Below are 13281 nucleotides of genomic sequence, written 5' to 3' on the forward strand. Positions count from 1 at the left end.
CATAAAGCAGAATACCGATCGCCGGCGTGACCATAATCTACTTTTTCTTCCCCCAGTCACGCAGCCGGCCCGTTGCATTTTTATAGGGTGAAGCGGTGTTAAACTGGATCATCCTGCCGCGCGTCCATTTGCCATACCAGGGTTGACCATAGAGTTGCTCATCAGAATGCGCTTCAATTAGCGCTAGCAGTTCCGTCTTGTTTTTTACCAGAACGTTGCCACATCAGACTTCCGGTGCGAAGCAGAACGCGATTTCGCTACAGCTTTCGCAGGAGGGCGAACGGCAGATCAACTCGCCCTCCTGCGCCAGACAAACCTGGCGGTAGAAAAACTTTTTCCAGCGCATATTTTTTGCATTCATGCCGATCAGGGGTTCAAAACAGGCCGTCATCAACTCGCGCAACTCCGCTCTCGACGCCAGCCCCAGATCCTGCCACAGATGATTAAACCCCATCGATGCACTGGCAATTAACGCATGCATCGGGACGGCGTCTGGCGTCATGTATTGCTCAAGCCAGCAGGCCAGTTGCTCACACTCCTGACGACGAGGCGTCAGTAAATGGCTCAGCAGCGCATCCTGCTGGCGTAAATGCGGCGAACGGGCGGTGTCTGATAATCCCACCCGTAACAGCAGGCTGTGCCAGGCGGCATCATCCAGATTCATTTGCGCCGGAAAACGAGCCAGACCGCGCAGATGATTGTCGACCAGACGGCGTAACCATGCTTCAGGCGTCTGAATTGCGATCGTCATGCCACCCCCTGCTGACTGACCTCCGGTTGAATGCGCTGGGCGCGCCACTGTTCCAGCGTTTCCCGCACCGGCCGCCATGCGCCGTTGACGTCAGGTTCGATGCCTGCCGACTCCAGACGCTGCCACGGCGCCAAACCTATACGGGCGCAGAAGACGGCTTTGACATCCGCCAGCAGGGCAATCACCTGCTCCAACCGATCTTCCGGCTCCTGCTCTTCGCAATCGGCCGGCCCCTTGCAGTAACGCTGCGTGAAACGCTCGCCCAACGGAATGATGCCCGCACGGGAAATGCTGTAAATATGGAAGCGATCGACATGACCGAAATGCTGGTCGATAACGTCGCCCTGCCCGGTCGCCACCGCCACCAGACAGGCGTCTGGCTCCTCGGACTCCCCTTGCGACGCGATGCTGGCCTGAATGCTCGCCCGCCGAAATAGCGTGGTCAGTTTAGGCTCCTGCTGCTCAGGCAACGATGCCAGCGGAAACTCCTGGCTGCGATCGTCACCCAACATGCCGATGGCATCGGCGCGGCACTGCTGGCAGTGCGCCATCTGCGGCATATAGCGTCCACTGTGACTGCGGGCCTGACCCAACTCTTCCACACTGGGCTCGCGTACGCCTTCCAGACCAAACTTGGTGCCGTGTTCCGGTCTGGCAATCAGCGGCATCACGTTGTGCAGCACCGCGCCCCACTGACGAACCTGTAAACTGACTTCGCCGAGATGCGCCGCGTTAATTTCCGGGATCAGCACAGAATTCACTTTAACCATAATCCCGCGCTCGGCCAGCCGACGAATGCCCTCCCCCTGACGCTCTATCAGCAAGTCGGCGGCAATACGCCCGTGCAGCTTGTCTCCTTCATACCACAGGCCGTCATAAATTTTTTCGGCTATCACCGCATCGATCGCATTCACCGTCACCGTGACGTGATCGACCCCGAGATCAACCAGCCGATCGACCACATCGGGCAGCATCAGGCCGTTGGTCGACAGGCACAGTTTGATGTCCGGCATTTCCGTGCGTAGCCCTTCCAGCGTTTTGAAAGTACGGGCCAGATTAGCCAGCGGATCGCCGGGGCCGGCAATACCGATGACCGACAGTTGCGGGATTTGCGAGGCCACATACCTGGCTTTGGCGATCGCCTGCTCCGGCGACAGCAGCTCAGAGACAACGCCGGGCCGGGATTCGTTACTGCAATCATACTTGCGGTTGCAGTAATTGCATTGCAGGTTGCAGGCCGGCGCGACGGCCAGATGCATACGCGCATAGCGATGGTGCGCCAGCGGTGAATAGCACGGATGACGGGAAACTTTATCCGCCTGTAACGGCGTAAAATGTGCCGTGTTCATCGGCCCGCATGCGCGTTTGCCTGAAAATGACGCGTTGTTTTCCATATGCATAACCCCAGTAATGAGCGAACCTCAGCTTATTTTTGCAAACGCCATGCCGGGAAAAGGAAAATAAAAACTTTTTAATAAATAGATAGTTATCTGGTAGCCATCCTGCTTCATAACTGACATTGTCAGACAATGTATTGAATGCGACATCATGTCACATCCGCTGCATATTGATGTTCATGATCTGAATACGGTAGGCCACCTGCCGGGGCGTCATCCCCAATAAACGCGCCGCCTTGGCCTGCACCCAACCGGTACGCTCCAGCGCGGCGATCAATCTTTGCCGCTCGTCCTGTATGCTTTCAATGCTCGGTTCGCCGCTGACGTTAGCGAGCGCATCGCTCGTTTTACCGCGGCTAAACGGCGCCAGCGAGTTCTCCTTGTAGTTGAACAGAATGACGTCCCGATCGATCAGGCCGTCTTCCGCCATCACCGCCGCACGCTCCAGACAGTTCTCCAGCTCGCGTACATTGCCGGGCCAGTCGTAGTTCATCAGCAACCTTAGCGCGCCGTCGCTGATATGCAGTTCCCGCCCTTGCCGCTTGCTCAGCTTCGTCAGCAGAAACTGCGCCAGATCCTGCACATCCTCAAGCCGTTCCCGTAGCGGCGGTAAAAAAATCGGCATCACGTTCAGACGATAATAGAGATCTTCGCGGAAGTTGCCGGCTCGCACCTCATCTTCCAGATTGCGGTTGGTGGCGGCGATAATGCGCACATCCACATGCAGGGTTTCGTCGCCGCCGACGCGCTCCATTTCCCCTTCCTGAAGAATGCGTAACAGCTTGGCCTGGAAGGAGGCGCTGCTCTCGCCAATTTCATCCAGAAACAACGTTCCGCCATCCGCCAGTTCGAAACGTCCTTTACGCTGCTTAATCGCGCCGGTAAACGCCCCTTTCTCATGTCCGAACAGTTCGCTTTCCAGCAGTGAATCCGGTAAGGCGGCGCAGTTAAACTTCACAAACGGCGTGCCGGCGCGCGGTGAGTTGTAGTGAATGGCGTTGGCGATCATCTCTTTACCGGTGCCGCTTTCGCCGCGGATCAACACCGTGGTGTCCCAACGGGACACCTGACGCATCATGTCGAAAATATGCCGCATCGGCAGACTCTTGCCGACGATGTTGTCAAAACCATACTGTTGCTGAACTTTTCTGCGCAGACTGTCGCGCTCGGTTCGCAGCGCTTCGCTTTCCCCGGTGGCGTGGCTGACCAAACGAACCGTTTGCGCTATCAGGTTGGCCACCATTTCCAGAAAGCGGGTGCTGGAAGGCAGACGGTCTTCGTGCAGTTCCATCGGCTGAGCGGCTAACACGCCCAATGGCACCTCATCCGGCCCTGGGATGGGCACACAGATAAAAGGCAGGGCGTAATCATAAAGGTTGAGGCGATCCAGAAAGCGCGGATCGTCCGATACCCGGGGTAAAACCAGCGATGCGCGCTGGCTCATCACCGACCCTAAAATACCTTCGCCAACCCGATAGCGAATGCCTCGTCCCCCTTTAATAATCTGCGTATCTGCACCCTGCAATGCCTCAATGAACAGCGCCGAGCGATCTTTATCAAACAGGCATACCATGCCGTATTGCATAAACGCATGATCGTGCAGCGCCTGAATCATTGCCTCCAGCGTGTGGGGTAAATCCAGCGAATGGCTGAGCGCCACGCTGATTTTATGCAACGCGACAACCTGCTGTTGCAGGTCTAAGCGGCGGGTAACGCGTTCCGTGGTCGGAAAATGAGCCATTTTTTCATCCTCCCAAAGCGTCGGTATCGGTGAGGGATAAGCCGTCGAGCGGCAGAGCGAGCGTCATCCGAGTACTACCCGATGACAACGTCTCTATGCTGACCGTACCGTGCAACTGCGACATAATCATCTGAATCAGGCGCAATTCCATGCACTGTCCGGTGGCCAGAATTTCCACCATCGGATGCGGAGCGCGCAGTGCCGATGGCGACAGGTTATCGTAGACGGAAAAACACAGATGGCGGCATTGTTGCCGAGCTTGGATCTCAATCACCGCCTCATCTTTTCCTGACAGCGTCAGACAGCGATCGAGCCATAGGCTGAGCGCTGTGAGGATCAGCGTTCGCTGCCCGCGCAGCGTTAAATCCTCCGAAGAACAGGACCAGACCAATTTGCCCACCTTGTTCAGACGATATTGATAAAGCTCCGCGAGATCCATCAACATCCCCGCCACCGGCCAGCTATCCGCTAATTCATGATCCATTGAGGGACGGCAAGCCGTCAGACGCGCCAGCGCCTCTTTGCCTTCATTCCAGGCCGCGCGCAGGGCGACATTATCGGCATCAGGATTCAGCCGTAGCGCCGCGGACAGCATATTCAACGGGCAACTGAGTTGGATCAGCGCCGCGTCCAGCGTTTCCCGGATAGCCGCCATCATTTTATTGACGCTAATCTGGCGTTCGAGGTGGGTGCGGCGATCCTGAGTCATCTGCCGCTGTTGCTCGGTGCAGTCAACAATCACCACCAACTGCCGTGGCGGCGCGCTGTCGGTGAAATACAGGCTGGCTTCTTCATTAACCGCGTGCAGCGGCCAACAGCTGACCGAAAACCACCGTTGCGCGCCGCGAATGGTCAGCGGCAGCAACGGGGCCGGCGCGCAACGGTTCAAACCGTCCAGTAACGCCAGCGGCTCCTGACCCGCGCAGTCGGCGCTAAGGGTTTTATAAGCCAGATTATCCATCACGATTTTTTGCTGACTATCCACCACCACTACCGCCGCCGGAATATTATTCAGTACGGCGGATATCAGCGTCATCTGGTTACGTACCCGCTGCGCCAGCGCATAGCGCTCGCTGATATCCTTGTGCATACCGAGATAATGTTCGATTTCGCCCTGCGCGTTGACGATGGGCGAAATCGTGATCTCCGCCAGATAAAGCGAGGAATCTTTCCGCCGGTTGATAAGCTGGCCGCTCCAGGCATTGCCGCCGGTGATCGTTTGCCACAGGGACTGATAAACCGATTCCGGCGTCTGGTGGCTGGAGAGCAGATTGTGGTTGGCGCCAATCAAGGTTTGCAGCGTATAGCCGCTCAGCTCGGCGAAGGCCGGGTTGGCGTAAACAATGTTGGCCTGCGGATCGGTAATGGAAATCGCCACTGAAGATTGCTCAACCGCAGTGTGGAATACTGCCGCATGCAGCCCCCTTCCCCCCAAAGATGATGTAATCAGTTGCACATCATCCAAGATTAATGATGAACTCATCCGGGCCCCTCCGGTTTGCATTGCGGATTCTGTCGGCTTCATGACAAATTGTCAGATTGCGGAACAGACATCGAACGACATGAAATAACCCTAGTGAAAGTGCAAGATTTGTTCCTCGTTGACAGAAAACAGCAAAAACCTTGATCCTGATAAGGGTTTTTCAGCCGAATAAGCGATTTCTCGTTGTCTGTGAGCTGTATCACATCGTTAACCTCCCTTCCTCTGCTCGCTTTTGGCGCAGCTTTTTGCACCCTGATTGCACATTTATTGACCTGAGCAAGCTGGCATGGCTTTCGCAATACTCCTTTGGCAATCATCACGTCTGGGGGAAAAATGAAAGAGATACTGTTAATCATGTTGGCCAATATTCTGGTCAATAATGTTGTACTGGCGCGCTTCCTGGGGCTTTGTTCCTTTATGGGCGTCACCAATCAGGTTCACGCCGCGATCGGTATATCCATCGCCACCACCGCGGTTATTACCCTGGCAGCCGGACTGAGCTGGATGGTTGACGCCTGGATCTTGCTGCCGCTCGACCTGGGCTATCTGCGGCTGTTGTCGGTTATTCTGGTGATCGCGTCGCTGGTTCAACTGATTGAAATGGTGATTGCGAAGTACAGCCCGGCGCTCTACCGCACGCTGGGCATCTTTCTGCCCTTGATTACCACCAACTGCGCCGTGCTCGGAGTGGCGCTGTTGATCCTCCAGGAGCAACTCAGTTTCACCCACAGCGTACTGTTTGGATTCAGCGCGTCGCTGGGGTATTCGCTGGTGATGGTTATCTTTGCCGGTTTACGCGAACGGCAGGCCAGCGCATTGCCGCCGCTGCTATTTAAAGGCACGCCGCTCAACTTTATTACCGCCAGCATTCTGGCGCTGGCCTTTACCGGCTTTGCCGGTTTGTCCTCATAGGGAGACGGCGATGCTTTTACTTTCCTTACTCGTCATCCCGTTAATCTCCGCGATGATCGGCGCCTTGCTGGGCTATGCCGCTATCTACCTGAAAATAGACAGCGATCCGATGGTCGAGAGCATTGTGGCGATACTGCCGAGCGGACAGTGCGGGCAATGCGGCTACCCCGGCTGCCGGCCGGCCGCGATTGCCATCGCCAGCGGCGAAGCCGCGGTGACGATCTGCTCGCCCGGCGGAAACAGGGTTGCCCAGCGCATCGCGGCATTAATGGGGGTCAATCTGGATAACGACGGCACGCAAGGGCCGAAAGTGGCGGTGATCGCACCCCAAACCTGTGACGGCTGCGGCCGTTGCTTAAAACAATGTGCCTTTGACGCCATCATCGGCGCCACCCGGCAGTTGCATGGCGTGCTGAGTGAGGACTGTACCGGATGCGGCGCCTGCGTCGCCGCCTGCCCCAACAATTGTATCGATCTCCAGGCCGATCCTCATCTTACCCCCGCGATCGCCAAACCGGGGTTACCTTTACGGCAGGAGCCTGATTATGCTTAAAGCCCTCACCACGCCGCACGGCGGCATCCGTCCTTATAGCCACAAATCGTTAACCCGCGACCTGGCGATCCGGACTCTCGCCATGCCGGATAAACTGACCCTGCCGCTGCGCCAGCATACCGGAGCGCCGGCGCTTCCCGAAGTGAAAGTCGGTGACGCCGTCACCTCAGGCCAGCGTCTGGCCCGGCCGTTTGGCCGTATGTCGGCGCCGTTGCACAGTCCGGCGAGCGGCATAGTGACCGAGGTGGTTCCCGGCGAGTCCGGTTATATCCGGCTACGGGTTTTACCCTCCCCGGCGAAAAGCATACGGCTGGAAACCCCGCCGGCCCCTTCCGCCGAACAGATGCTGTCGTTAATCGCGCAGGCGGGCATTGTGGGCATGGGCGGCGCGATGTTCCCGGCGGCGGATAAAATCCGGCTGGCGATGCGGCATAAAATCAACTATCTGATCATCAATGGCGGCGAGTGCGAGCCTTACATTACCGCCGACGAACGCATGATGCAGGAGCAGGCTGAATTTCTTATCGGCGGTATCCGTTATTTACAGGAGCTGACCAAAGCCCGTCATGTCTACATCGGCATCGAAGATAACAAAAGCGAGGCGATCCAGCGGCTTGACCGGCTGTGTCAGGATGAAACGGATATCGATGTGGTCGCCCTGCCTTCCCTCTACCCGATGGGTTCGGCCAAACAGTTGATTGAAGCGGTGACCGGCCGGCAAATCCCGCATAACAAACGCTCGCCTGAAATGGGGGTGCTGGTGCAGAACGTCGGCACCTGCATCGCCATTTTTCATGCCATCCGTTTTCGTCAGCCGTTGACCCACCGGGTCATCACCGTCAGCGGACGGGCGATTGAGCAACCCGGCAATCTGCTGGTGCCTATCGGCACGCCGATAAACGCCATCATCTCCGCCTGCGGCGGATTAAAAAGCACGCCGGCCAGAATAATTCTAGGCGGGCCGATGATGGGCCGCGCCACCACCGATCTTATGGCGCCGATCACCAAAGGCACCAGCGGCCTGCTGCTGCTGACAGAAGATGAAATTCCCCAGCCGCACGCCAGCGCCTGCCTGCGCTGCGGTCGCTGCGTGGATGCCTGTCCGATGGGACTGCCCCCGCTGGCCATGCTGGCCGAGCTGAAAATGGATGCCTTGAATAACGCCCGGGATCTGGGGTTGAGCAGTTGTCTGCTGTGCGGCTCCTGCTCATGGGTGTGTCCCGCCGTGCTGCCGCTAACGCAGTTTTTTGACTGGGGACAACAGCAGCTCAGGCTGGAACAACGTCAGGAGCAAAAAATACAGCGCACCAGCGCCAACAGCCTGCGCCGACAGGAACGACTGGCTCGTGAAGCGGCGGAAAAAGCCGCGGCGAAAGCCGCCAAGCCATCGCGCCGCCGCGCTACCACACCCGATGCGCCGATGGAGGGTTCCGCATGCTGACATCACCTCACGTACATCAAGGGCTTAGCACCCAAAACCTGATGTATAAAGTTAATCTGGCGCTGCTGCCGGTGGTGCTGCTGGGCATTATCCAGTTTGGCGCCCCGGCGCTGATGCTGATGTTCACCAGCATTGTCACCGCCCTGCTGTGCGAAGCGCTGTGCCTGCGGATAAACCCGGTAGCGCTCGGCCATGTGTTTGACGGCAGCGCGCTGCTGACCGCTCTGCTGTTTACCCTCAGCCTGCCGCCTCATGCGCCGCTGTGGCTGGGCGCATTCGGTTCCGCCGTGGCCATCCTGCTGGGTAAGCATATCTATGGCGGACTCGGCCAGAATCTGTTTAATCCCGCCATGCTGGCGCGCGTCGTGGTGTTGATATCCTTTCCGGTGCAAATGACCCATTGGGTCGTTCCCAGTGAATTCTGGCACGGCGCGGTGTATTCCCTGCATACCGACGGCACCACCAGCGCCACCCTGCTGGGCGCTTTCCGCGAACAGGCTCAAGCCGCTTTTTCATGGGAGAACGCCCTGCTCGGCACCCATAACGGCAGCTTTGGCGAAACCTCCACCTTGCTGCTGGCGCTAAGCGGACTGTGGTTATTACAGCAGCGGGTGTTCAGTTGGCATGCGCCGGTCGCCATGCTGGTTGGCTGCCTGCTTCCCGGCACAGTGCAGTGGCTTATCGCGCCGGAGACGATTTTGCCGCCCATGGCGCAACTGACCACCGGCGGGCTGATGCTGGGCGTGGTTTTCATTATCACCGATCCGGTGACCGGCCCCGGCAGCCCGCGAGGCCGCCTGTATTATGGCACGCTGGCCGGACTGCTGGTCTGGGCTATCCGCAGCTTCGGCAACTATCCCGAAGGCGTCGCTTTCGCGGTGCTGCTGGTTAATGCCATTACGCCGCTGATAGATAGCTGGACCCGTCCGCGCGCCTACGGCTATCAAACGCAGAAGGAGAAATGATATGGCTTCTGCCTCTTACAACGGGCTGCGCTGGCCGCCACGCAGCCACCCGATCAACCTGAGTTTATTGCTCGGCACCTTTACCCTGTTGATCAGCCTGATGATCGGCGGCGTGTGGTGGGCCACCTATCAAGAAATTGAACTGCGTCATCAGGAAGACACCCAGCGTCAGCTGTCGGCCGTTTTCCCGCCGGCGCTGCACGATAATGTGCTCAGCGACAGTGAAATTACCCTGACATTGGAGGGGCAATCGGTACGGATTTATCGTGCCGCGCTGCGCGGTCAACCCAGCGGCGTGGTGATGTTTGGCGCCGAAAGAGGCTACAGCGGCGTCATCAGCCTGTTGATTGGCATTAACGCCGACGGCGAACTTACCGGCGTGCGAACCATCTCGCATACCGAAACGCCGGGACTGGGAGACAAAATCGAGCTGAGCCACGGCGACTGGATCCTGGGTTTTAATGGTAAATCGCTGCAAAACACCACCGAGCAACAGTGGCGCGTCAAAAAAGACGGCGGCGAGTTTGATGCCTTTACCGGCGCCACCATTACCCCGCGCGCGGTGGTGAAAAGCGTTCATCAAACGCTGCTGTTGTTTCAACGTCACCGCGCGGCGTTGCTTGGCTTGAATGAGGAGAAACCCCATGAGTGAAATTACCGCGACCGCGCCGCCCGAGCGTCCCGCCTACCGGGACATTCTGGTCAGCGGGATTTGGACCAACAATATCACCTACGTGCAGATCCTCGGCCTGTGCCCGCTGATGGCCGTGACCACCACGGCGACCAATGGTTTCGGGATGGGGATGATGACCACCGCGGTGCTGGCCGGGGCAAATCTGCTGGTGTCGCTGCTGCGGCATATCACCCCGCATCAGATCCGGATCCCGGTTTATATCCTGATCATTTCCAGCCTGGTGACGCTGCTTGATCTGTCAATGAACGCCTGGATGCACGATCTGCACAAAATCCTCGGGCTGTTTATCCCGCTGATTGTGGCGAACTGCGCCCTGCTCGGCCGGGCGGAATCCTTTGCCGCCCATAACCCGCCGTTTGCTGCCACGTTGGACGGCATGGCGACAGGACTCGGTTTTACCCTCGGAGTGACCTCAATGGGCGCGATCCGCGAAATCATCGGCAGCGGCACGCTGTTCAGCGGCGCCGAGCAGTTGCTGGGGCCGGCGTTCCATTTTCTGGAAATGCACCTGCTGCCGAACTATGACGGTTTCCTGCTGATGTTACTGCCGCCGGGCGGTTTTGTGGTGATGGGATTGGTGCTGGCGGCGATCCGCGGCGTCAAAGTATTGCGCTATGGTCGCGACGTATTGAAGAAAGAGGCGTCGGGTTCCGGCTGCGGCGCCGGATGCGGAGGGTGCCACGGATGAAATTCACCATTGCCCACGCCAACGGCGACGAGAGCCGCTGCATCGAAATGGAGATGCCCGAGCCCGTCACGTTGCGGCAGGCCTTTCTGGCCTCACCGCTACCGGCGCTGTATCCCGCGCTGGATCCGGACATTCACCGTATGGGGATTTATGGCCGTCTTTGTCCTGCCGACAGCCAAATTCACGAAGGCGATCGGGTAGAAATCTATCTGCCGATTGAACGTAATGCCGCGCAGGCGGACGACGATGAGTAATTTTTGTCTTAGGAGACTGTAACCATGAGCACTATCGGCATTTTTTTCGGAACTGACACCGGTAAAACCCGCAAGGTGGCTAAGCTTATCAAGCAAAAGCTGGGCGAACAGGCCGCTGAACCGGTGAATATCAACCGCGCCTCACTCAGCGATTTGCTGGCCTACGACACCTTGATTCTGGGCACCCCCACGCTGGGCGACGGGCAACTTCCCGGTCTGGATGCGGAATGTATGAGCGAATCATGGGCGGAGTTCGCCGATGAATTGGCAAACGCCGATCTGAGCGGCAAAACCGTCGCCCTGTTCGGACTAGGCGATCAGGTCAGCTATCCCGATGCCTTTGTCAGCGCATTGGGCGAGCTGTACGACATCGTCAGCGAGGCCGGCGCCAACATCATCGGCACATGGCCGGCCGAAGGCTATACCTTCACCGACTCCGCGGCGTTGGAAAGCGGCAGCTTCGTCGGGCTGGTGTTGGATCAGGATAATCAGCAGGATCTGACGGAAGAACGCGTCACGCAGTGGGTCAGCGAGCTTCTGGCGACGATTTAATAGCAGGAAACGGTGTTCACAGTCTTGCCATCGCCGTCACTCTCCGCCACTCCGTTATACGCCTCTACCCGTCATCCCCGCAGCAGTAGGCGGGGATCTCTCGCTGGAACCGTCAACGGCTATCGGGATGATGCCTCATCGCGAAGGCGGGGAGGCGCGGGCTTAACCAACCCGATTTAACGCAAAATCTCCGCCAGCCACCGGCGCTGATACTGCTGACGGCGCGTTTCCCGCCACTGCTGGCGGATTTGCGCCAGCGCCTGTGTTTTGGGGAGTTCTCCGGCGGGCTGAATCGCTTGGCACCAGAGAATATGCAGACCCATCGGGCTTTCCACCACCGGGCTAAGCGCATCCGCCTCCAGTGAAAATAAGACCCTGTCCAGTTCAGGGTACAGCATTCCCGGCTTAACCCATCCCAACTTACCGCCTTCCAACGCCGTGGGGCACTCGGAAAAACGCTTCGCCAGCCGGGAGAAACGGCGAGGATCTATCTGTAACCGCCGTTGCAGCGTCGCCATTCTGTCCGCCACGCTATCGCGGCCGGAATCAGCCAGCGTTTCATCCACCACCAGTAATAAATGGTGCGCCAACCGCTTCTCCGGCTGCTGAAAACGAGACCTATGTTGCTGATACCCTGTCTCTATCTCGCTATCGCTGACCGGCGGCGCCCGATCCGCGACCGTTTCAAGCATCGCGGTTAACGTGGCCTCATGCGCCAGCGCCTGTCGCAGTCCGGTTTCATTAATACCCGCGCGTCTCAATGCATCATGCCAGGCTGGTTCATCATCGAAAAAAGTGCGCAGCACATACTGTGCGGTAATGATGCTTTGCTCATCCGCCCGTATACCCTGCTGTTTCGCCTGCGCCTGAATAGCGCTTTCCAGCCGCCACTGATGCGCCAACCGTTGGCTAAATTCGGCCTGCTGCGTTGACGTTAATTGCCACGGCAGACAGTGATAAAGCGATAAGGATAACTTGAGTTGGCAATAGCGTTGCCACATGGAGAAGGTTTCCGTTTTACAGGCTGTCATGATCGAGGGCCTCCAAAGCGTGTTCCGGCACCTGTAACAATGTGCCGCCGAACAGCACGATAAACTGCATCGGTTGTCTATCTCGTTCAACGCCCATAACCTGGCCGACCTCTCCGGCCTGTACCCGGATATGATGATCGGTAGCCAGAATCATGGCGGCGGAGACCCAATCGCCGTATTGGAAACCCCCATCGACCCACGGCGCCGAGGCGGGAAGCAGTTCGTGCTCGCGACATCCCACGATGCGATCGTCATCCAGAAAATGTACCTGATAGATAATATTGTCCTGCAAAAACGTGCCCCATTCCCGCACATAGCCCACCGTCCCGCGCCGCACCAGTTGCTCGCCGCGCGCCAGCGCCGGAAAAGTGCCGTCATTGCGCAGGGTACGGATCACCCGCACCGCTTCGCCAAATTCAAACCGGGGTTTCATCTATGCTCTCCTTCATCCAACAGCAGCCAGGGGATAAAACAGCGGGCGGTGCGTTGATACACTTTCAGCGGCGAGCGCTCCCGCAGTTCGCCGCCGACAACGTGCCAATAGCTTTCCCGCAACATCGATCGGACCTGTTCGAGCCGGTATCGCTGACGCTGTTGCGGCGCGAGATCCGGCTCATCATCGGGTTGATATCGCCGCAGCCGCAGGTTGAAAGCATGCAGAATATGCAGATGTTTAACCCGCACGCTCTGTTCATCAAATGCAATGGCGAAAAAGCGCAGAAAATCCTCGGCGCTCTCTAACTGGCTTACGCCGGGCAGTTCATCAAACCAGTCCATACTTATCCCCCTTTAGACCCTGTCCCTTAGCCACATTTTTAT

Annotated in this window: 15 protein-coding genes and 1 pseudogene; 8 read left to right on the plus strand and 8 right to left on the minus strand. The window is 57.8% G+C overall.

Translation table 11 applies throughout. The annotated features are described in order from the left end of the window. Nucleotides 1-37: 37 nt before the first annotated feature. From JG725_RS03035 to nifL, 5 genes and pseudogenes are all read right to left on the minus strand, one after another. Nucleotides 38-211 (minus strand): annotated as a pseudogene (locus tag JG725_RS03035) (ClbS/DfsB family four-helix bundle protein); the annotation flags it as partial. A 12-nt stretch (nucleotides 212-223) separates the two neighbouring features. Continuing rightward, entirely contained in the window at nucleotides 224-751 is a 528-nt protein-coding gene (locus tag JG725_RS03040; RefSeq protein WP_199376512.1) for a nitrogen fixation protein NifQ, read from the minus strand. Continuing rightward, the gene (nifB, locus tag JG725_RS03045) at nucleotides 748-2145 is read right to left on the minus strand and encodes a nitrogenase cofactor biosynthesis protein NifB (protein ID WP_172287558.1); all 1398 of its coding nucleotides are present in this window, start codon (nucleotides 2143-2145) and stop codon (nucleotides 748-750) included. The genes JG725_RS03040 and nifB overlap by 4 nt, the downstream gene beginning before the upstream one ends. Nucleotides 2146-2302: 157 nt before the next feature. Continuing rightward, nucleotides 2303-3889 (minus strand): nif-specific transcriptional activator NifA, encoded by a 1587-nt coding sequence (nifA, locus tag JG725_RS03050; protein WP_172287556.1) that lies wholly within the window; start codon nucleotides 3887-3889, stop codon nucleotides 2303-2305. 4 nt (nucleotides 3890-3893) lie between these two features. Further along, on the minus strand, nucleotides 3894-5372 hold the full coding sequence (gene nifL, locus JG725_RS03055; protein WP_172287554.1) for a nitrogen fixation negative regulator NifL: 1479 nt from the start codon (nucleotides 5370-5372) through the stop codon (nucleotides 3894-3896). Nucleotides 5373-5705: 333 nt separating this feature from the next. Between nifL and rsxA the strand changes: the two genes are divergently transcribed. From rsxA to JG725_RS03095, 8 genes are read left to right on the plus strand one after another with little or no spacing between them, the layout of a single operon-like run. Next, entirely contained in the window at nucleotides 5706-6284 is a 579-nt protein-coding gene (gene rsxA, locus JG725_RS03060; RefSeq protein ID WP_199376514.1) for an electron transport complex subunit RsxA, read from the plus strand. Nucleotides 6285-6294: 10 nt separating this feature from the next. Next, nucleotides 6295-6837, plus strand: a complete 543-nt coding sequence (locus tag JG725_RS03065; protein WP_172287550.1) for an RnfABCDGE type electron transport complex subunit B — start codon at nucleotides 6295-6297, stop codon at nucleotides 6835-6837. Continuing rightward, nucleotides 6830-8278 carry an electron transport complex subunit RsxC gene (gene rsxC / locus JG725_RS03070; protein ID WP_199376516.1) on the plus strand — a complete coding sequence of 483 codons (1449 nt, stop codon included), beginning with the start codon at nucleotides 6830-6832 and terminating at the stop codon, nucleotides 8276-8278. Before JG725_RS03065 ends, rsxC begins: the two co-directional genes overlap by 8 nt. Further along, complete coding sequence (locus JG725_RS03075) at nucleotides 8272-9243, plus strand: RnfABCDGE type electron transport complex subunit D (protein WP_199376518.1); 972 nt, start codon at nucleotides 8272-8274, stop codon at nucleotides 9241-9243. The genes rsxC and JG725_RS03075 overlap by 7 nt, the downstream gene beginning before the upstream one ends. A 1-nt stretch (nucleotide 9244) precedes the next feature. After that, the gene (gene rsxG, locus JG725_RS03080) at nucleotides 9245-9895 is read left to right on the plus strand and encodes an electron transport complex subunit RsxG (RefSeq protein WP_172287544.1); all 651 of its coding nucleotides are present in this window, start codon (nucleotides 9245-9247) and stop codon (nucleotides 9893-9895) included. Further along, nucleotides 9888-10625, plus strand: coding sequence for an electron transport complex subunit E (locus JG725_RS03085; protein WP_172287543.1), 738 nt, complete (start codon nucleotides 9888-9890; stop codon nucleotides 10623-10625). The genes rsxG and JG725_RS03085 overlap by 8 nt, the downstream gene beginning before the upstream one ends. After that, entirely contained in the window at nucleotides 10622-10879 is a 258-nt protein-coding gene (locus JG725_RS03090) for an RnfH family protein (protein WP_172287541.1), read from the plus strand. Before JG725_RS03085 ends, JG725_RS03090 begins: the two co-directional genes overlap by 4 nt. Before the next feature lie 24 nt (nucleotides 10880-10903). After that, on the plus strand, nucleotides 10904-11431 hold the full coding sequence (locus tag JG725_RS03095; protein ID WP_172287540.1) for a flavodoxin: 528 nt from the start codon (nucleotides 10904-10906) through the stop codon (nucleotides 11429-11431). A gap of 176 nt (nucleotides 11432-11607) precedes the next feature. Here JG725_RS03095 and nifM read toward each other — a convergent pair whose 3' ends face one another. From nifM to JG725_RS03110, 3 genes are read right to left on the minus strand one after another with little or no spacing between them, the layout of a single operon-like run. Further along, on the minus strand, nucleotides 11608-12462 hold the full coding sequence (gene nifM / locus JG725_RS03100) for a nitrogen fixation protein NifM (RefSeq protein WP_199376520.1): 855 nt from the start codon (nucleotides 12460-12462) through the stop codon (nucleotides 11608-11610). Beyond that, nucleotides 12449-12895: a nitrogen fixation protein NifZ gene (locus JG725_RS03105; RefSeq protein WP_199376522.1), complete on the minus strand. Its 447-nt coding sequence runs from the start codon at nucleotides 12893-12895 to the stop codon at nucleotides 12449-12451. The genes nifM and JG725_RS03105 overlap by 14 nt, the downstream gene beginning before the upstream one ends. Then, the gene (locus tag JG725_RS03110; RefSeq protein ID WP_172287535.1) at nucleotides 12892-13239 is read right to left on the minus strand and encodes a nitrogenase-stabilizing/protective protein NifW; all 348 of its coding nucleotides are present in this window, start codon (nucleotides 13237-13239) and stop codon (nucleotides 12892-12894) included. Before JG725_RS03110 ends, JG725_RS03105 begins: the two co-directional genes overlap by 4 nt. Nucleotides 13240-13281: the final 42 nt, after the last annotated feature.

Origin of the sequence: Brenneria sp. L3-3C-1, assembly GCF_016456245.1 — a bacterium.
In the GTDB taxonomy this organism is placed as follows: Bacteria; Pseudomonadota; Gammaproteobacteria; order Enterobacterales; family Enterobacteriaceae; genus Brenneria.